Here is a 21,614-nt window from a genome sequence, read left to right as displayed (position 1 = left end):
ATTAACACGCTATACCTTACAGAGTAAATCAGGAGTATTATATAGATCACAGGTTTTAGTCAATTAACTGTATGGAATTCGTATAGGTAATTGTAAACCTTACCAATATGAATAAAATGATAATCATGTCTATGGGGTTGCCGCTCCATATTCAAAACAAGAGGGGAAAGAAGGCCACCATAGAGTTTAATAAAAGTGAATTCGTAGTTTGTAAATACCATCCCGATAACCCCATTTACATCAATGACGCCTCATTATTGGGGTGGTATCCTCGTAACCCTTTTAAACGAGTTGTTTATTTTCTAAAACAAAAAATGAATCCATATGCCGTTTAACCTTAGATGGACTCTTGGAGATAAAAAAGAAGAATTTCGTTGATTAAGAGTGATATATAGACAGGTGTGTGATATATGTAATATACAAGAATGATTGTATAACATACTCCTCACATAAATGAGTGAACTTTATCATAGCTAAAAAGAAATAAAAATTCTTTTCGGTATATAAACCAACTATTTAGAAGTTAAAGTCGATTAAAATCGATAAAAATCATATGAGAAAAATAATAAAATTATTAACCACCATAACGGTCATGTTTATTTCTGGCGCCTATATTTATGGCCAAGGAATGCAAACATCGCTTTTTAATGATGTGGACAAGATCATGTTAGCTGCCACGGAATCACAAGCCGATGTATTATCTCCCAAAGCATACGAAGAAGGTATGGAGGCCTATAAAAAGGCTAAGGATGCTTACAAAGACGACGGAGAAATCTCTGAAATTAAACAAAATATAACCCAGGCAGGTGGAAAATTTACAGAGGCCATCGATAATTCTAAAGTAAGCGCGGTTATGTTTGCTAACTCATTATCTGCCAGAAAAGATGCTATTAATGCAGAAGCAGGATCCTTTAGCAAAGACAGCTGGATGGAGGCTGAAGAAACCATGAAAGATGCGGCCGAAGAACTTGAAAAAGGAGATGCTGATGACGCCAAGGAAAAAGCAAGTACAGCCTCTGAATTATATAGAAAAGCGGAGCTTGAATCTATAAAAGCTAATTACCTTACCAATGCAAAAAAATTATTAGAACACGCTGATGATAACAAAGTAGATAAACGTGCCCCTAAAACTTTTAATGAAGCTAAAGGACTAATTAATCAGGCAGAGAAAGAGCTGGTAGAAAATCGTTACGATACAGATGAAGCAAGATATTTAGCTAAGCAAGCTGAATATAAAGCATCATTAGCCATGAACATTGCCCAGCAAGAGGAGATTTTGGCTGACCGGGATTTCGAAGCAGAAGATTATATTCTTATGGTATATGAGCCCTTAAACACAATAGGTGAAAACCTCAATCTCGATTTAAAATTTGACAAAGGTATACAGGGTCCTGTGTCTGAAATATTGACCAAAACAAACAAGGATGCATTCAGAATTTCAAGCCTGGAAGCCGAGCTTTATAACAGCAAAATGGCCAACCAAAATATGACAGAAATGCTAGCTGAACAACAAAAAATACAGGAAAATATGGAAGGTCAGCTTTCTGAAGATGCCGTGCAAGCCCAGAAAAGACAGCAGGTATTACAAGCCAGAATTGATCGTATCGCTGATATAGACAGTAAATTCGACAAGATTCAACAAATATTTAATGCTGAAGAAGCGCTTGTTTTCCGTCAAAAGGATAATATTATCATCAGAATGGTGGGAGTCAATTTTGACATAGGCAAAGCAGAAATAAAACAAGAAGACTATGCTCTGTTGGCTAAGCTTGAAAAGGCCATTGGTACCTTTGATAATGCCAGCGTAGTCATTGAAGGGCATACTGATTCTCAGGGAGCGGATGACAATAACCTTGAGCTCTCTGAACAAAGAGCTGCCGCCGTTCTTAGCTACTTAAGTGCTAATATAAATATTGATAAATCGAGGTTTAGCACTACTGGATATGGAGAGAGTAAACCGGTAGCTAACAATGAAACCAAGCAGGGAAGAACACAAAATCGTAGGATAGACGTCATTATTGTACCCACGATTGGAGATACAACTCTTAGTTTAGGGAGTAATGAATAATACTTTATATTAATGAATAATATTTTAAGGGCCAAGGCGGTGAAATGTTTTGGCCTTTCATTTTTTAAACACACTCGTTTATCATTTCTAAGAATATTATGAATCTTATTACCGTAAAAATTCAGATAGGCCTACTGTAAGACTAACCGAAGGAGTTACAATTAACAATAGATAAATATTTTACGTTATTAATGCTATGAGGTACACTGAGCACCCGAGTATGTCTTACACTTTTAATTCACTGATTTATGGAGTGTTAGTTCATCTCTGTTAACTGTATTTTTCTTGCAAGAAAAAAGCTGCATTTAGAATGCAGGGTCCCTTTATAAATATTGCTATAGATACCCATATCACTTCTATTGCGGAAGCAATTGAAAGTAATATTATAGAATTGCTTAATAAAGAAGTAACTTCAACCGCTAATCATCAAAATTACAAATTTTGGGTTTTGTGAAATTTTATTCCAATAAGACTTAATAATCATCTGATTTTTTAGCTCTTATTAAAAATTAACAGGTGCCTGAAAAAGATAAAGCCATCATTTTTTTTCTTTATTAAACATTGAATTTAGAAGAGACATTTAAAAAATTAATTAGACAATATAAATGGTAATGCAATGATGAAAATAACTAGAAGTTGGAGAGAACAGAAGATCATGCTGAAGAGAAGATTCTCAAATTTATGTGATGAAGATTTCGAATTTGAAGAATCCCAGAAGGAGTCTATGCTCGACAATCTGGCTCTTAAACTTAACAAAACCAGATTAGAGCTTCAGAAGTTGTTTGCGGAACTTCAGACTTATTAATATGACCAATATAGCATTGGCTCTTCATGGTGGAGCAGGAACTATTCTAAAAAAATCCATAACCCCAGAGCAAGAACATTCTTACTTGGAGGCGATGCAAGGTGCGTTAGATATAGGTTATAAAATACTGGAAAAAGGCAAATCTTCTCTGGATGCAGTGGAAGCAGTAGTTACCTTTCTTGAAGACTGCCCACTTTTTAATGCAGGTAAAGGTGCTGTATTTACCGCTGCAGGCACTCATGAAATGGATGCTTCTATTATGGAAGGAAAGAACCTTCAGGCCGGTGCTGTATCGGCTATCTCGGGGATAAAAAACCCTATAAAGCTAACAAGGTTAGTCATGGAAAAATCAGGACATGTATTTTTGTCAGGTAAGGGTGCTGAAGAATTTGCTCGTGAAATGGGCTGCAATTTTGAAGACGCCTCTTATTTTTATGATGAATTTCGATATAAACAGTGGCAGAGATTAAAAAATACCGACCAGTTTCAATTGGACCATTCGTCTAATATAGATGAAAAATTCGGCACCGTAGGGGCTGTAGCCTTAGATCAATATGGCAACCTGGCTGCAGCCACCTCTACCGGTGGCATGACTAATAAGAGATTTGGTCGCATTGGTGATAGTCCAATGATTGGTGCTGGCAACTACGCGAACAATCTCACCTGCGCTGTGTCATGCACCGGTAGTGGAGAGTTCTTTATTCGTGGTGTTGTGGCCTATGATGTAAGCTGCCTGATGGAGTATAAAAACTTAAGCCTAGCTGCGGCCTGCAAGGAAGTCATTCAACATCGTTTACCTAAAATTGGTGGCGATGGCGGCTTAGTCGCAGTTGATTCTCAAGGAAACACTTCTTTATCTTTTAATACCGAAGGCATGTATCGAGGACATAGAAATTCTCAAGGTAAGAACCAAGTATATATATATGCTTGATAGTTAGAAGATCGAACCATGGATGGAGATAACTGATATTTTTTCGTCTTCTACCCTAAACTGATCTCCATTAGCCAAAATATGGGTTTTGAGATTTGAGAGCGAAATAGGCGTTCCATTCTCTAAATGTCCATGCGCATTATGTGTTAACCCACTGGCATCTAGCACCACCACCATACCGGAACCAATTACTTTGAAGTGGTCATTTTTAATGACAAGGCCTGTATCTTCAGCCAGCCCAATCCCTATTAATTTGGGGTGTATAGCAATAGCTTCTGCCAATCGCCCAAACCTCCCTCTTCTTATAAAATGTGTATCAATAACAAGTTCAGGCATAAATCCTAGCCCTTTACTCATTAAAACGGCACCTTTAATAATGGCTTCCTTAATGCTACCTCCAGCAATCATTTGATGAGACATAGCCATAGCGCCTGCACTTGTACCTGCTATCACAAATTTCTCCTTTTGCACTTTCTTCATTAGCAATGCGTGTAACTCAGTACCCCCAATAATATCAGCAATTCTTGACTGATCACCGCCAGAAAACATGACACAATGTGAGCTCTGGAAGTGCTTTAACGTTTCTTCATCATTACACTGTTCTCTGTCGTTAATATGAGAAACAGAAACATTAGTACATCCTAATTCTTTAAAAGCTTTCAGGTAATTGCCTCCCACCTTTCGAGGAATGCTGGATGCCGTGGGTATGACTATAATTTTACAGTCCGGCCCCCCACACTCTTTTACTACATTAGCAAGAATACCTTCCTCAATAAAATCAAGTCCGTACTTCTCCCTCTTTCCCTTTGCTTCACTCCCACCTACTGGTATTAACGTTCCTTTTATCACTTACTTTGTAATTTTTTAATATATTATATATACTATCACAAAAATGGTTATTAATTCTATTAAATAACCTACATTTATATAAAATAATAGCCCGCCTGTAAACTAATCCCATTTTAATGATTATTAGAGATATACACGCCCTTCGTGGCCCAAATTATTGGTCTGTAAACAGGCATAAATTGATAGTAATGGTGCTGGACATCGGTGATATGGAGCAGAGACCTACCAATACTATTGATGGTTTTCATGAAAGAATAAAAGAAAAATTGCCCACCCTCTATGAGCATTCATGCTCAGAAGGATGCCCCGGTGGATTTTTTATGAGGGTTGAAGCCGGAACATGGATCGGTCATGTGATAGAACACATAGCACTGGAAATCCAAACCTTGGCGGGAATGGATACCGGCTTTGGCAGAACACGTGGTTATGGAGAGGAAGGGGTTTACAATGTGGTATTCTCATATATGGAAGAAGAAGTTGGTCTATATTCGGCTAAAGCTGCTGTAAGGTTGGCCATGGCACTGGTAGAGAATAAGCCTTACGATCTTGAAGCAGATATTCAGATAATGAGGCAAATAAGAGAAAAGGTAAGGCTAGGGCCTAGTACCGGATCTATTATAGAAGAAGCTGAAGCCAGAAATATTCCATGGATGCGCTTAAACCAGAACTCACTCTGTCAATTGGGATATGGAGTAAATCAAAAAAGAATTCAGGCCACTGTAACCAGTCAAACCAGCAATATTGGGGTAGAAATAGCGTGTGATAAAGAGGATACGAAATTTCTATTAGAAAAGTCAGAAGTACCCGTTCCTAGAGGAGAAATCATAAGAACGGAAGAGGAATTAAAAGCTTCCGTGAACTATATCGGGTATCCTCTGGTAATTAAACCAGTCAGTGGCAACCACGGCAGAGGAATTACCACCAATATTCAAACCTGGAATGAGGCACTACATGGCTTTGCCTCTGCAAAGTTAATTTCCAATGCTATCATTATAGAAAGATATTTAGAAGGTGAAGATTATCGCTTATTAGTCATTAATTATAAACTGGTAGCAGCATCGATACGTACTGCCGCACATATTGTTGGTGATGGAAAAACTACTATTCAAGGGCTTATAGACCTGACAAATCAGGACCCCAAGCGCGGCTATGGGCATGAAAAGGTACTTACCCTTATAGAGGTTAATGATATGACCTTAAATATTTTAGAAGAAAAAGGACTTACACCTCTTTCTGTATTAAATGATGGCGAGGTACTCAAGCTCAAGGACACTGCTAATTTAAGTACAGGCGGCACGGCTGAGGATGTAACTGACCTTGTACATCCATATAATATTTTTATGGCAGAGCGCATAGCCAAAATCATAGACTTGGATATATGTGGCATAGATATTATTACCACGGATATTGGTCAGCCTCTTCCTGAAACCGGTGGCGCAGTATTAGAGGTTAATGCAGGGCCGGGATTTAGAATGCACCTGTCTCCTACTAAAGGGTTACCTAGAAATGTAGCCGGACATGTCTTGGATATGCTTTATCCTCTTGGCTCCTCTTCCAGAATTCCTATAATAGCTGTAGCAGGCACAAACGGAAAAACTACTACCACCCGTCTCATTGCTCATATGGCAAGAATGAAAGGCTACAAGGTGGGCTATACTACCACAGACGGTGTTTACATTCAAAATAGGCTTATGATGGCCGGTGATTGTACAGGACCTGCCAGTGCTGAATTTGTACTTAAAGATCCGACAGTAGATTTTGCTGTATTAGAATCGGCTAGAGGTGGTTTGTTAAGAGCTGGATTAGCATTTAAAAATTGTGATATCGGCATTGTAACTAATGTTGCTGCTGACCATCTGGGCTTAAAAGGCATTGAAACTATAGAGCAACTAGCTAGGGTAAAGAGTGTTATACCTGATACTGTATTTCCTCATGGTTATGCTATACTCAATGCAGATGATGATTTAGTATATGAAATGCGAGAAAGTGTAAAATCCAATGTCGCGCTCTTTTCTTTGGATGAAAATAATGAGAGAATTATCAAACATGGAAAATCAGGTGGTTTGTACGCTATCTATGAAAACGGATATATCACCATTTGCAAAGGAGAATGGAAAATGCGAGTTTCTAAGGCTATAAATGTACCCCTAACCTTTGAAGGAAAAGCCATTTTCATGATCCAAAATCTACTACCTGCGGTACTAGCGGGCTATATTGAAAATTTTTCTATCGAGGATATGAAGCTGGCGTTAGAATCATTTGTTCCTTCTCCTGCTCTGACTCCCGGAAGGCTTAATATGTTTAGATTCAGGCATTTCGATGTTTTGGTAGATTATGCTCACAATCCTGCCGGTCTCAGTGCCCTAAAGCAAATGATAGATAAAATGGACGGTTATCCTAAAGTGGGCATTATAGCAGGAATTGGAGACAGAAGAGTGGAAGATAATATAGAAATAGGAGCTGTAGCTGCCAGTATGTTTGATAAAGTCATTATAAGACAAGATAAAAACCTGAGAGGTAAAACTGAAGATGAAATTATTGAAATGGTTTATAGTGGTATAAAAAGTGTAGATCCTAATAAGCCAGTATCTATTATTACTCAAGAGAATGAAGCTGTAGCCATTGCTATAAACACAGCAGAGGAAGGTTCACTTCTGGTATTATGTACTGATGCCGTTCAAGAATCACTGCAATTAATCATGAAATTCAAAGAAGATGAGGCCAAAAGACTCTATGACTTCGAGTAAACTTCAAGATTGTTAATGATATTCTCATTTAATTTTAGTATTAATCCACAAAAAATCTCAATCTATTACTTTCTAAGTGTTGGAATTGATTTCCAGTATATTCAACTCTGCGAGAAAAGAGATGAAAACCACTAAAGTTGTCGCCACAAACGAGCTGAAGGGGAAGTTGCAGTCAAAGCGTTCAGAAATAGAAAAAATACAGCACACTGAAGTCTATAGAGTGTTAGTTAGTGTATTAGTGCTAACGATCGGGTGTGTTATTGAATCGTTCGTTAATGACAAATACACAAAATCATTTAGTGGCTTCGATTTTCAAGTTCATTAATCTTTTCAAGGTATTCTTTTTCTTTGCGTTGCATTTCTTCCTGTGTAGCTGTTAATTCCTCCATGTTTTGGCGCATTTCTTCTTCTTGAGCCCTCATTTCTTCTGTTTGTTGTTGAGTTTGTTCAAGAAGTCTTCGCGTCCTTTCATTTACTCTCAAGGTTGATATTGTTGAAGCCACATTTTCGGCCAATTTTTCTACAAATTCAATTTGGTAACTTTCATATACATTTAATGAAGCAATCTCGATAATACCATATATCTCTTCGTTCAATTTAAGAGGAACTACTAATATACTTTTCGGATTAGTATCGCCCAGACCAGAAGTAATTTTTACATAATCATTAGGCACCTCTTTTAAGTAAACAGTATTTTGCTCTATCCATGCACGTCCTGCTAGTCCTTCACCTTTTTCAACGCGACCTTTTAAGAATTTTTTATTTCCCCAAGCATAATACGACACCATTTCCAAATAAGGATTATCCTTTTCATCATCATTTACAATAAACATCACCCCTTGGTTAGCCTCTAAATATTTTACCACATAAGCTAAAATTTTATCTGTCATACCTTCTAGATGTCCTTGATTATTTCTAAGGATGTCACCAAATTTTGCTAACCCCTCAGAAACCCAATTCCTTTTTTGATCTTCTTTTGAAATATCAAAAAGTCGATCTCTCATTTCTAGTAATGCAAGACCCAATTGATCTTTGTCTCCCTCGACTACAAAATCTGATTCAAATTGCCCGTTTCCAATTTCCATAGCAAATTTTGAGGCACTTCTAAGGTTTACTTCCAGTTTACCAAGATTTTGAATAGCTGTACCAATTTCGTCATTACTACTATGATTGATTTGATAAGTCAGATCTCCCTTGCTCAAATGCTTTATATAATTAATAATTTCCCAAATAGGTTTTTTTATAAACTTATTTGTTATGTAAAAACCTACACCCACCATTAAAATATTTAAAGACAATAGGGATAATAATAATTTTCCTAGACCTGACTGCTTTTCATTACTTTCTTCAACATAACGTTTCACCATATTATTAAACCTTACAAGCATCTCACCAGCATTTTGTTCAATAAATGTAATGGCAGTCAAGGTCTTTGGGTTAAGAATACTTTTCTTTTCAGTGTGATTTATTACACCCGCTGTATCCATGGACGTAACTTCTATTAAAGTATCTAAGTAAAGCTTCTGCTCTATTAAAATGTTTGCGTTTTTTCTATATTCATTCCACAGATCTTCAGCTTTTAACACAGTGGGCAAAATGTTCTTACTTGTAGGCGGTAACACTTTTTCATTGGCAATTCCTGGAGCAACGCCACCTTCTTTAAGGGCTATTAAAGATGTATTACAGAGTCTCAATGCACTTTTTAAATCACCCTTAACCTCATCCTGACCTCTCATTATTTGTTCACTATAGAAAGCTATCCTTTGTGATAGCATTCGTTGCCTGCCAGCCGCATCTACAACACCAGTATCTGTTTCCTGAATCTGTTTAAAAAAATTAACACTTAAATAATTTAGGATCCCAAGTAATAGAAATGATAATAGCACAGACCCTAACTTAAATTGCAAAGATCTATTAGCAAATGATTTAAAAAGATTGTTAAACATAAAAATAAATTTAATGTTATATAATTTATGGGTTTACTGTAATCATAAGCAATGCCCAGTTTGAGGCGGATTTCCTACCGTCTGACTTTATAATTTCCATACTTGAAGTTGCCAACATACTGTGAATAAACAGTTTTAAAGTTGATGTCTGCTGAGTACTTATAATTAAATACTAAATCTAAGTCAGTTCCCAAATGTGGATTTAGGTTTTCAGTAATTAGAGTTTGATTTATAATAGAAACTGATGAACTAAAACCATGAACTGTTAGAAGCAACTTAAATGCTTCCCTTAATGTAAGTTCTCCACCTAAATAATAATCCCATAACCCGATAGTCTTACCAGATTGATTATGAGGACTTCCCACATAGAAGTAATCCATTAATCCATAAAATTTATGGTGGGTTCCAAAAAGCGGGTCAAAAGAACTTGATTGATTCGCACCTTCCCAAGCTTCACTTCCAGAAACATAATTAAATCCAAGTTTGTAGCGGAAGGAGCTTCTAGTTTTGAATCCTAAGTTCAATGCTGCCAAATATGCCTCGGTTTTTCGGTCTGCTATATCCTCACCGATCTGATAGTATAGAGATCCATTTATATCTATTTTGGTGTTGACAACTATTTTACTATTGAATCCAGTTGTTAATAAATAGCTTACAGTAGAATCAGGCATTTGCCATCCAATATTATCTAAAATTAGTCTAAAGTTTGATTTTTTTATTTGTCTCTTAAACCATAAAAGTTGCAGGTTTTTATAATTTGGAAGATCTCCCCCTAAAGTACTAAAACCACCTGGCGAATTATAGATGTTATTAAATAGCTTGACTGGCTCAGGGATTTCACCGCTTAGATTAAAGGCCAAAACACCATCAACTTGCATTAATGAATCCTGATAAGCAAATTTCAATGCATCATACGACCTAGCTTGTGCAGCCCAGTCGAGATTGTCTAATATTCGAGCATCATCATAATTTAGCTCTTGCCTACCCACTTTCATTGAAAATTTTGAATTAAATTGAACTCCCGCCATGCCTCGTGAATAGAGGAAAGTCCATCAGATTTATTGATTTGGGCAGTTTCACCCCAAATTTTAACATCTTGTAGGGCTAAGCCAACTGATAATTTAGATTGTTTGTAGATTATATTTAATAGACTTCTTTGTTCAATAAAAAAAGCGTAATACGCATTATTTCCGGATAAGCTCTTAAATCTATTTCTAAACTCTCCATGTGGTCGAATTTGAACTATTACATTTAGCAGGGAATAAGATGCCTGTACAAGACATAGAAAAAAAATAAATGCTAGAACTTCATTCAACTTTTCATCCATAAAGGTTCAGTTTACACTATGCCTTGAGCAGTTGACATTAATTAGTACTTAATAAAAATATATTGACAATATCAATATATAATGTAACTATTCAATTGTCAATCAAAACAAAATGTTTTTATGGTTAAACCATAATTAAGTTTACTGTTAAAGACCCATCATGTGAGACAATGTCTGCTTTATAAAGTGATTAGAATCTATTTAATAATTGATATAAGACTAGAAACATACAATTCGAAGTGCTTTAAAATTTACTTAGACCTACATTTTTCAGACCTTAAATAGATTATTTTTTAGTGTTGTAAAAGTCTTTATAAAAAATTGCTCATAGCAAGTTCATTTAAACAAATTTGCTATCTCAAATACCCGATGAAAATATTATTTAAATTTTCATAATTATATAAGTGAAACCATTTTACTAAATGCATTTGTGATAAGTCTCATAAAACGCACCTATTTTTCCATAAGACTTGTGAGCAAATAACCCGAACCTGTAAATAAATCCATTATCCAAATCTCCAAACTAGGTGAATCAAAAAATTTGGCTTTCCAATTCAAATTTCATAGGGCTTATAGTTACTTAAGAACCTTCCTCCTTTTACTTCCCAAATAATAGTTTAAATACCTAATAATAGACATGGCACAACCGATGACATTTTCTCGCGGGTTATCACACCCCTCCTATTGCAGCATCTTCAGCGTCGGCATTGCCGTTTACCTGATTAATAATGCTGATGATTTTTGTGGCTTGGCCGTCATCAAATACACCGATTAGGCCCTGATCATTCACATTGGTAAACGGAGGTTCAAAAAGCATCTTTTTGTCTATGGTGCCGTTTACGGTAAGGTATTTAATGATCTGATTGATGAAGGTCATTTGGTCAGCCCGTAGCGTACCGGCTTGCAAAAAGTCAGCAAAGGCTGCTCGGGCTGCCGCCTCATCTAAGCCTATAATGCTCCTAATGAAATTACCCAAAGGCTGCTCTCCGTATACATTTTGAAAATCTTCTTTGTTCCCACGCTCTGATCCGTCAAATAAAATGTGCTCCAATTCCTGAAGTTCTGCCTGCGTTATGGTTTTATTATTGGCTAATTTAGAGATGGTTAGGTTGGTTTTATTCTCACGAATAAACCGCTCAACTCGCATTTTATACATGGTAGAGCCCTCACGGTAAATGTTAGAAGGATCTATATCAGCCACGCGCAGGTCACTGTCTTGATAGTTGGCATACACTGGTTTTACGTCTTCGTTTTCCAGCAGACTTACCAGCTCTCTGATTTCCTTCCTCAGTTTCTCCATTCGCTTTTGCGTAAGGCCTTTGTAGAATTCAGGGTGTTTCATTTTTTCAATGACAGGCTTGGCTCTTAGTACCTGTGGCACACCATATAGTTGGCTCAGCTTTTGGGCTATTTTCATTAAGCGTTCGTGGTAAAAGGCCTCGGCTGTGGGCTTGTTGATGTTGGCAATTTGCATCTTCAGTATGAGCAAATCAAAACGCTTGGTGGCTTCTTTGGCTTCATCAGACACGGGCAAGGCAGACAAATGCTCCTCTATGATGTGCAAATCATTGTCGGAGAGGTTATTCCAGCGGTCTCTGATTTGAAACTCCGTTACATAGCGCAGTTTCATGTCTACCTGAAAGCGTTTACGGTTGAGACTGAAAATAGTACCATGCAAAATATCTAATAGCACTTTTGAGAGCTCCATGTGCTCATCACTAGGGTTATATAGCAGGGCCTGACTTAGCTGTAGGCGGCTCTCAAATATTTGTTGGGTGATGGGCTTCACCGTGCCGCTTTCAATGCCATCAGGGTTTTCACCAAAGAATTCAAAATTATCACAGATATCAAAAATCAGAAACTCGGTTTTGTCTTCACCAGGACCGAATATATTTGGACATTTCCTGGTGCCGCGGCCTATCATTTGCCAAAACTTGGCGTAGGATTTTACCGGCTTAAAGAAAACCAGGTTCAGTATGCGAGGGGCATCTATTCCGGTGTCCATCATATCTACTGAAACAGCAATCTGTGGTAAGTTTTCTTTGTGTGGATCGCAAAAACTATCTATGAGCGTTTGCACGTGAGAGATGCCATTGTAAATAGTGCTGATGAACCCGGCAGGCTTTTCAGAGTAACGCTCTTCAAAACATTTCACAATAAAATCTGCATGGTTTTGATTGAGTGCAAAAATAATGGTTCTACCAATTCTATCTCCCCCTTCAATTTTAAGGCCCTGGGTCATGAGCACATCCAGCACTTCATTGACGGTATGTTTATTAAAAAGCCATTTCTTTTGCTCTTCGGTAATAGAGGCTGTAGCCCTGTCTAAGTACGCCTCACTGGGCATTTGGCCCGTTACCGGATGGGCAAAGGTCTCTTCATAATGTTTCTGCTCTTCTCCTGACAGGTTTTCGTATTTTACTCCTTCCTTCAGAAATCTGGTACCTACATCTTTCACTTTGAATGGACAAAGATAGGTAGGCGTGGCTTCCTCCAGACTGAATTCAAAAGTAGGATCTTCATCTTCACAGCCAAACATTTCATAGGTGTTGGTATCTACATGCTTTTTAGGCGTAGCAGTTAGACCGACAATCAAGGCATCGAAATAATCGAAAATGGCCTGATAACGATTATATATCGAGCGGTGGGCTTCATCCAAAATAATAAGATCGAAATGGCCGACGCCATAAAAGCGCTCCTCTCCTTCTACCGCATTGTCTATCCTCACAATCATGCTTTGGTAGGTACTGAAAACCAAACGGGTGGTATCGTTTTCCTTTTCTTTGGTGAGGTCAATGGCCGAAACATTAGGCAAATGTTCATTAAAACTCTTTTTGGCTTGCGTGACCAACGCATTTCTATCAGCCAGAAACAAAATTCGCTTAGCCCAATTATTTTTCATGAGTAACTCTACCAGGGCGGCTGCCGTACGGGTTTTGCCACTACCGGTGGCCATTACCAGCAAAGCCCTGCGCCTGGCACCTCGGATGCCATGTTTGCCGTCAGTAACTAAATTCTCTGCCACGCGCTGCAGTGCCTCAGTTTGGTAAGGGCGCCCCGCTATGGTGATATTTATGTTGGCCTGGCGAATGTCTTTTCTTGTGTTGCGCTGCTGAATGAGCCATTGCAGCTCTTCCTTATCATACAAGCCGTAAATCCTGCGTTGGGCACTGTAAAAGGTGTCATCCCACAGGTAGGTTTCATAACCGTTGGTGTAGAAAATTATGGGCCGCTGTCCGTACATATTTTCCAGGCAATTGGCATAAAAAAATGCCTGATGCCTTCCGGCGTCGGCTTGCTTGGCTGTGCGCTTGGCTTCTATAACAGCCAGTGGCTTGCCGTTATCATCCCACAGCACATAATCTACAAAACCATTGCCTTTAGGATTTTGTGAATTAATAGGCATGCCAGTGACAGGAAATTCAAGGTCTCTACCTTCTTTCAGGTTATCCCACCCTGCTTCTTTTAAATCGGCATCTATTAAATGTTTACGGGTACGAGCTTCATTAAATGGAGGCTCTACCGTTACTTGTCTTTCTTGCTTTTGGGCCTTGAGTTGGGCCAGGGCCTTTTCATTTTGTGCTTTCAAAAGCTCATAAGCTGCTTCACTTTCCTCGGCTTCTTCACGAGCCGCTTCTTCACTGGCTTCTAATTCCTGCAGCCTTTTTTTCATTTCTGCCATTTCAGCTGCAGCTTCACGTAGCACTTGATCTTTGAGCTCCTTTAAACGACGGTCTTCAGCCCCCACTTTAGGCACGTAGCTCCAATTAAAATTATCAGGGGTGTCAGGTTCCAGATAACTATAATTACGAGCAAACCATTTCAGGAAGGCAAACATATACTGAATGGTGTTTTTAGCCTCATCTTTACTCACTAACCGGGCATGAGCAGCGGCATTGCCTATTTTTTTAACGTAAAATAGGCCATCGAGCATTAAACGATCAGAAATCTCTGCTTTGAAATCGGGCTCGGTAAGCAGGTTATGAATGGTGGGCTCGTAAGGCAAGCGAATCCGCTCCAACTGAAAAATGGTGAGCAGACAATGCTCCAACACGGCGCGACACTTGATGCCGGTAGAATCTGGCTCACTGTAAACTCGCTCTTCAGCCAGCTTCATTTTGCTGAAAACCGAGGGCCATTCCTCCTTTAAAAAATGAAAATTACTCATATAATCCTAAAAAGTGCTTTAAACTAGCTTTTTTGGAAGTGTTATGCAAGTTTATAAGTCTGGATTATGATTTTTGGAATATGCAGGATAGCTAGGATTCTGGGTATGATCATAGTTTAAGAATATTTTTTTATATTACTGTCTTTAACTGTGATGTATATGATTTGTGTGATCGATGTGATTGTTTTTTAGCACCTATCATGGCCATCATAATCATCACGAGAATCATAGTTTAAGATATGCTGTACGTTATTGTCTTTAACTGTGATGTATGTGATTGGTGTGATTGATGTGATTATTTTAGTTTCTATCATGCCCATCATAATCATCACGAGAATCATAGTTTAAGATATGCTGTACGTTATTGTCTTCAACTGTGATGTATATGATTGATGTGATTTTTTTCTTTATCAGTGTCATCTGTGCAATCTTTCAAATCCGTGGTTCAGTCTTTTACCAACTCCCCCTTAAAAGCCCGCTGTAGTAAGCTATTGAATAAATCCTCTGCTTTGGCTAATTCTTGCTGTGCTTGTGCTTTTTGCGCTTCTATGGCCTGCAAGCGTTCTGCGAATTGATTTTGGAGGTTGATTGGAGGTAGAAGAATTAACAATTCTTGAATTCGGAATAATGCCAATTTAGGAACTCCGACAGCCATTGTTTTTTTGTGTATTTGTTTTTGAATGTAATCGGATTGTAAAGCTAATGTTAAATAAATCCCATTTAATCGACATTTATCTTTAATTAATAATTTATTTGCATTCTCTGTTAAATTAGCTTTGTCCAATTCTGCTGGTACAATTCCAATATCTCCAATATTTATTCCTACAACGGTAATGCAAACATCTCCCTTTTCCACCGTATATCTTTTAATTTTTTCTCTGGTTTCATAATTTAAGTATTCAAGATTCTTTAAGGTGACCTTACCATTTTTAATATTACCTGCTTTGATATACGGGTATCCGGTATCCTCTTTAATTAACTTTTCACCTTTAGGAACTCTCTTTCCTCCTTTTACATTACATTGCTCTCCTACGCTAGATATAGGATAACCTTTTGGATTTGTCACAGGATCCCCAAACATATCCAGGAATAGGGATTGGGTAAGCTGGTTGTAGTTTTCTATGAGTTGTTTGCTTTGCTGGCGCAGTTTATCGGCTTCATCTAAAATGGCCGCTATTTTCTTTTGGGTGGGGAGCGGTGGTAGGGGGATTTTGATTTTTTTTATTTCAATCAAATGTAAATTTGAAATTGTTGCCTTTTTTGAATTTTGTGTAGCTTGTCTTAAGGCGAAATTAGTATTCAAATAATGAACTAAATATCTATTAAAAACGAAATTAGGGTTTGCTTTAAGCAAGCATAAGCTAACAAAAATACTAAATTCAAAATCCCAGTCAATTTCTTTAGCAACACCAATAGTTCCATTTTTAGTATAGAGAATATCTCCTTTTTCCGGATTACATCGCTTGATTAATTGCCTATGTTCATTTTCTGAGATAAATTTTTTACTCTCATTACTTCCCGTAATATCCGTTACTCTTAAAAACGGAATTCCTTTCTCTGTATATGTAGGTGTATGGTGAGTCCCATCTGTTATTTGACTGCAAATTTCACCCAGAGTAACTATTTTCATGATAAATGCTGTGTTTTAACTGTGATTTTTATAATTTTTTTTGATGGACGTGATGGCTGAAATTTGGGTATCATGTTCATCAAAATCATCATGGTAATCATAGTTTAAGATATTCTGTACGTTACTGTCTTTAACTGTGATGTATATGATTGGTGTGATTCATGTGATTCTTTTTTATTTACTATCATGTTCATCTCAATAATCATGGTAATCATAGTTTAAGATATTCTGTACGTTACTGTTTTTAACTATGATGTATATGATCTCTGTGATTCATGTGATTGTTTTTTAGTTACTATCATGTTCATCACAATCATCATGGTAATTATAGTTTAAGACAACAATTTCTTCAATGTTTCCAGTGCCTCTGATCGCTGTTTATTCAGGCTTTCTATTTCAGCAATAATTTCGGCCGGAGGTGCGTATTGCACTTCTTCATACACTATTTCTTTATATCTGTTAATGCTCAGGTCATAGTCATTGCTACGAATTTCTTCTGCCGGCACCATAAATGATTGCTCGGTACGGTTGCGGTTATATTCATCAGATGTTTTGCCGTTTTGGGGATTTAAGGATTTCCAGCGGGCAATAATATCTGGTATATTGTTATTTTCATGGATGATATCGCTGTATTGCGTAGTAATATCTCGCTCTATTTCCACATGCGTTTCATCAGTTTCTTTTTTGGCCTCTTTGGTGCCTTCAGCAGCAGCTTTTTCTGACTGTCTGGTTTTTAGCGGAGTACGTTTGTCATCCAGACTAAAACCATCGGCCTGCATATCATAAAACCATACGTTTTCTGTACCGCCCGAATTGGTTTTGGTAAAGAAAATCACAGCAGTGCTTACTCCAGCATAAGGCTTAAATACCCCGGAAGGCATGGAAATAACAGCCTCCAGCTTATGTCCGTCTATAATTTCTTTGCGGATTTCCTTATGTGCTTTCGAACTACCAAAGAGCACACCATCGGGTATAATTACGGCCGCCCGCCCTCCTGTTTTTAGCATGCGTAGCATAAGGCCTAAAAAGAGCAGCTCTGTCTTTTTGGTTTTTACGGTTTGCAGTAATGATTTTTCCACTCCATCATAATCCAGACTGCCTTTAAAAGGTGGATTAGCCAAAATTAGGGTAAAGCGATCTTTAATATCATTACTTTCACTAAGGGCATCTTTGCCAATCAGCTCCGGGTTTTCAATGCCATGCAGCTGTAAGTTCATAGCCCCAATTCGCAACATGGTAGAGTCAAATTCAATACCCGTAAACATGGTTGAATTGTAATGATCCCTGAAAGTTTTATCGTGAAAATAATCTGCATGATGCTGATGAAAATATTCGCCTGAAGCCACCAGAAAACCAGCAGAACCACAAGAAGGGTCACAGATAAGGTCTTCACCAGTAGGTTCGGTCATTTCTACCATCATTTGGATGATATGCCTAGGCGTACGGAATTGCCCATTGGTACCAGCAGAAGCAATTTTAGAAAGCAGATATTCATACAAATCGCCTTTGGTATCACGGTCGTCCATTTTAATTTTGGCAATCATCTGCACTACCTGATCCAGAAGTTTAGGAGTAGAAATCATGAAAGTAGCGCCTTTCATATATTGGGCAAAAACCCCAGCCTGGCTGCCTAACTCCTTCATATGATCAAAAACCGTTTTATTATTGACCAAGGGTTTCGTAAACAGGTCGAACATGGTTTCTGGCTCTTTATTAATGAATGAGCTCCAGCGTAGTTCTTGTTCTTCTGCGGTGTAAAAAGGATTTTGTACAGACTCACCGATTAGGTTAGCCTTTTTCTCTTCCAGCTGTTGTCTTTCATCTACCCTGCGTAAAAACAGCAGGTAAGTAAATTGCTCAATAACGGTTAGTGGATTAGATGTACCTCCCGTCCAGAAAGCTTCCCAAATTTTATCTACCTGTGATTTTAATTCTCCTGTAATCATAAATGAATGGCCTGAATAATATAAAAAGAGGACTTAAAGTCTGGGTTCAAAATTAGTATTAAATGTTGAGAGTGGAATGAATTTTCAGAACAGAAGTTGGCTGAATTAATGTTTTTGACTCCTATCATGGCCATCACAATCATCATGGGAGTCACAGTTTATGATATTCTGCGAGCTACTGTCTTTAACTGTGATGTATATGATTTGTGTGATTGATGTGATGATTTGCAGTTCCTATCATGGTCATCATATTAATCACAGTAATCATAGTTAAAGAATATTTTTTACAGGTGGGATTTTTTCGAATTTATCATGTTCATCACGGCAATCACAGTGTAAAATTGTCATGGTTTATATTTCTTATTTTCCAATCGGTGAAATTTTAATCTTTTCTCACCAAAGTTGATCAGTAGCCCTACTTGCAGGTTGTAGGCTTCTAAATAATTGATGGCTTGGGCTAGATGCACATCTTCTAGTTTGGTAAGAGCCTTTATTTCAACACTGATTTTTTCATTAACCAAAAAATCTACTCGTCGGGCACCCACTTGCAATCCTTTGTAAACAACGTTCATTTCTACTTCGCGGGCATGCAGTATTTTGCGTAATTCCATCTCATAAGAAAGTGCCCGTTGATAAATCACTTCCTGAAAGCCATTTCCCAAGGCACTGTGCACCTCCATGGCTGCTCCAATAATTTGTCCGGTAAGTTCAGAATACTTGTATTGATCATCAATCATATAAAAAGTCCTTTGAAGTCATGTTTATCATACTCATCAAAAACATCACAGTCTAAGACAATAGTTTCTTCAATGTTTCAAGTGCTTCGGCATGTTCTTGGTTTTGGCTGTCTATTTCCATTTATGACATCTCAACAATAGTTTAGCACTAATACATTCTTTGAAGCAAGAGGCTTAGCGTTATAAATTAACTTTATTCCTTTATCAGCTTACCCTTGATAGATTCACTACCACAAGAAACATGGTAGAAATACATACCAGGAATTAAGTGGTTGATATCTATCTGCTCCTTTTTAATTTCCTGTCTTAGCACTTGGTTGCCATGGTTATCCAATAATCTTAAAAAAGCTTTATGATTTGTAGGTAGGTTAAAATGTAGATAGTCTGATGCAGGATTAGGAAATAGCTCAATGGCGTCTACTGAATCTGAAAGACCAGTGACTGGCTTTGGGTTGGTGGGATCAGTGGGGCCCTCTACCGTTAAATTGGAATAAAAATATTTCACCACAGAGATTTTCACTTCTTCCTTAGAACCCAGATCTCGTTTGTACACATGTTTATCCGTTACCATGTGATGGAAGGCCATAAGTTCAATAGGATCAAGATCAGGAATAATCAACTGATCACCAGCCACTTCTTTGTTGAAGTGATACCTTGATCTATCTATATCTTGCACCTTACCTCCATCGTAGGTAACAATAGAATAGCTGACAAAGTCATCATCATCGTCATATGAATAGCCTTTTACAGAAGAAGGAATCCAGCTGTCAGAGGTTTCGTCATAATACTTCTCTCTAACCATGAATAGCTTGTTAAAATAGTCGTAATTATAAGTCTGCCGCATTAGAGGAATAGAATTTTTACCAATATACTTGTATGCCAAGACTTGCTCCAGATACCCCCCTCTATAAGCATATTGATAAGCTGAATGTGCCACCATTTCTTCAGGCTGCTGCCCTTGAACATATTTAACTACACTTCCTAAATGACCATTATAATAGTTATAAAGCTCTTTTTTAACTAGCATCCACCCCTTAGTGATATCATAGTTCTTTTGTAGGGATTCTTTTAAGGTACCATCTTCTTTATAGTAATAGCTTTCTTGCTGTGATGGTATCCAGTTACCTGCTTCAATAGCGGGTTTAGAATAGATAATGTCTGATACTGAGCCGTCGTCATTATAAGAATACTCTGATTTGCTAACCGGATATTCCTCTCTCCTATTATTATCCCAACTCCATAGTTCCTCGGAGATTATGTGATGATCCTCATTATATTCAAATATCCGTCTGGTTAACGGAATAGTCCATTCTCCCTCAGACTCATCTAAACCATAAGTTATCAAACTGTCTAGCTGATGGATTTCAGTTTGTTCAGATGTTAAATGGCCTTGTTGCGAAGTTCTTGAAGACAGCGGCAATATACCTGATCTTTGTAAATTCAAGAGGAAAGGACTCACCTCTGTAGCTTGACCAAACACTGTAAATGAACTTATGATAAGGGTGAAATATAGAATAGTTGGTTTCATCGTTTTTCGTAAAAGCTTCGATTCGCTAACAAAAAAACGAACTATATAAAATAAAAAAGTTGCCTCCAGATAACAAAGTAAGTATTGTTAGACGTTTCCTTTTTCTCTATCATTACTGCTTAATCACAGGTAGACTATAGTATTTTTTTACTTTCTTAATCATTATCCAAGTGCCTGTAATATTTCTTTTTTTCCTTGCTGTATTGTTGAGGAGTCATATTAAGGTAACTTGCCACGTATTTATCAGGTGTATCTGCCAGAATATAATTAGCCCTTTCCACATTTTGCATAAACAAGAAAAGCCTTTTGCCTGGCTGCCTATGCTGCAGCAGAAACATACGATTTTCCCGGTCTAATAAAATAACTTCATGTAGCTTGAACAAAAAATAGCAAAACTCATGATGTTCCTTTGCTAGCATTTCAAGATCAGACTTCAGAATATAGAGCACCTCCACAGGTGTTATAGCCTCATGAGTTTCCTCGGAAGGAACATTTTCCAGATAGCTTTTTAAGCTGTTAAAGGCGAGCCCAGCCGACGTAATATTTAGAGTAATGGGTATTCCTTCATCAAAAACACTTTGAATCACCACCCCTTTAAGCACAAAATTTGATCTTGTTTCTATCTGACCTGTACTGAGAATAGCTTCACCCTTTTCATAAGCTTTCTTCTTCACATATTTGATCACCTCAGCGAAAACGTTATCAGAAAGAGGTGCTACAGAATTAAAAAAAGCCTTTAATTGCTCTAAATCAGAAGAAGAATTATTCATGTGCCTTGGGTAAAGCGTTAGGTACACAAATTTATATACTTCTTAAATAATTCAAATTGGGAATAAGACTTTTTATTAAGTGTTATGATGTGAATAAATCGTCACTTCTCAGTCATGGAGTGGTAGCGTATTGAGATCCCGGCTCTTCACATCATTAGGGCC

At 37.6% G+C, this 21,614-nt stretch carries 15 protein-coding genes; 5 read left to right on the top strand and 10 right to left on the bottom strand.

Translation table 11 applies throughout. From position 1 onward, the window contains the following. The first annotated feature begins 107 nt into the window (after positions 1-107). The 4 genes from JL102_RS13550 (at position 108) to JL102_RS13535 (ending at position 3,804) form a co-directional block, all read left to right on the top strand. Positions 108-335, top strand: a complete 228-nt coding sequence (locus tag JL102_RS13550) for a hypothetical protein (protein WP_202244960.1) — start codon at positions 108-110, stop codon at positions 333-335. A 218-nt stretch (positions 336-553) separates the two neighbouring features. Continuing rightward, positions 554-2,068, top strand: coding sequence for an OmpA family protein (locus tag JL102_RS13545; RefSeq protein WP_202244959.1), 1,515 nt, complete (start codon positions 554-556; stop codon positions 2,066-2,068). A gap of 616 nt (positions 2,069-2,684) precedes the next feature. Next, positions 2,685-2,873 (top strand): hypothetical protein, encoded by a 189-nt coding sequence (locus tag JL102_RS13540; RefSeq protein ID WP_202244958.1) that lies wholly within the window; start codon positions 2,685-2,687, stop codon positions 2,871-2,873. A gap of 1 nt (position 2,874) precedes the next feature. Continuing rightward, positions 2,875-3,804 (top strand): isoaspartyl peptidase/L-asparaginase family protein, encoded by a 930-nt coding sequence (locus JL102_RS13535; RefSeq protein WP_202244957.1) that lies wholly within the window; start codon positions 2,875-2,877, stop codon positions 3,802-3,804. 3 nt (positions 3,805-3,807) lie between these two features. Here the strand turns inward: JL102_RS13535 and JL102_RS13530 are convergent, their stop codons facing one another. Continuing rightward, positions 3,808-4,653, bottom strand: coding sequence for a cyanophycinase (locus tag JL102_RS13530; RefSeq protein ID WP_202244956.1), 846 nt, complete (start codon positions 4,651-4,653; stop codon positions 3,808-3,810). A gap of 116 nt (positions 4,654-4,769) precedes the next feature. Between JL102_RS13530 and cphA the strand changes: the two genes are divergently transcribed. Then, positions 4,770-7,400 (top strand): cyanophycin synthetase, encoded by a 2,631-nt coding sequence (cphA, locus tag JL102_RS13525; RefSeq protein WP_202244955.1) that lies wholly within the window; start codon positions 4,770-4,772, stop codon positions 7,398-7,400. Between the two features lie 296 nt (positions 7,401-7,696). Here cphA and JL102_RS13520 read toward each other — a convergent pair whose 3' ends face one another. From JL102_RS13520 to JL102_RS13480, 9 genes are all read right to left on the bottom strand, one after another. After that, entirely contained in the window at positions 7,697-9,346 is a 1,650-nt protein-coding gene (locus tag JL102_RS13520; RefSeq protein ID WP_202244954.1) for a type IV pili methyl-accepting chemotaxis transducer N-terminal domain-containing protein, read from the bottom strand. A gap of 74 nt (positions 9,347-9,420) precedes the next feature. After that, entirely contained in the window at positions 9,421-10,374 is a 954-nt protein-coding gene (locus JL102_RS13515; RefSeq protein WP_202244953.1) for an alginate export family protein, read from the bottom strand. Next, on the bottom strand, positions 10,338-10,673 hold the full coding sequence (locus JL102_RS13510; protein WP_202244952.1) for a hypothetical protein: 336 nt from the start codon (positions 10,671-10,673) through the stop codon (positions 10,338-10,340). Before JL102_RS13510 ends, JL102_RS13515 begins: the two co-directional genes overlap by 37 nt. Before the next feature lie 670 nt (positions 10,674-11,343). Next, positions 11,344-14,841, bottom strand: a complete 3,498-nt coding sequence (locus JL102_RS13505; protein ID WP_202244951.1) for a type I restriction endonuclease subunit R — start codon at positions 14,839-14,841, stop codon at positions 11,344-11,346. A gap of 445 nt (positions 14,842-15,286) precedes the next feature. Then, positions 15,287-16,471: a restriction endonuclease subunit S gene (locus JL102_RS13500; RefSeq protein ID WP_202244950.1), complete on the bottom strand. Its 1,185-nt coding sequence runs from the start codon at positions 16,469-16,471 to the stop codon at positions 15,287-15,289. Positions 16,472-16,803: 332 nt separating this feature from the next. Beyond that, the gene (locus tag JL102_RS13495) at positions 16,804-18,417 is read right to left on the bottom strand and encodes a type I restriction-modification system subunit M (RefSeq protein WP_202244949.1); all 1,614 of its coding nucleotides are present in this window, start codon (positions 18,415-18,417) and stop codon (positions 16,804-16,806) included. A gap of 344 nt (positions 18,418-18,761) precedes the next feature. After that, entirely contained in the window at positions 18,762-19,154 is a 393-nt protein-coding gene (locus JL102_RS13490; protein WP_202244948.1) for a GxxExxY protein, read from the bottom strand. 193 nt (positions 19,155-19,347) lie between these two features. Continuing rightward, entirely contained in the window at positions 19,348-20,682 is a 1,335-nt protein-coding gene (locus tag JL102_RS13485) for a T9SS type A sorting domain-containing protein (RefSeq protein ID WP_202244947.1), read from the bottom strand. 155 nt (positions 20,683-20,837) lie between these two features. Next, on the bottom strand, positions 20,838-21,452 hold the full coding sequence (locus tag JL102_RS13480) for a Crp/Fnr family transcriptional regulator (RefSeq protein WP_202244946.1): 615 nt from the start codon (positions 21,450-21,452) through the stop codon (positions 20,838-20,840). Between the last annotated feature and the right edge of the window lie 162 nt (positions 21,453-21,614).

The sequence above is a fragment of the Fulvivirga sediminis genome (genome assembly GCF_016757215.1).
GTDB lineage: Bacteria > Bacteroidota > Bacteroidia > Cytophagales > Cyclobacteriaceae > Fulvivirga > Fulvivirga sediminis.
Note: the sequence above shows the minus strand (reverse complement) of the source record. Positions and strands in the feature narration are given on the sequence as shown.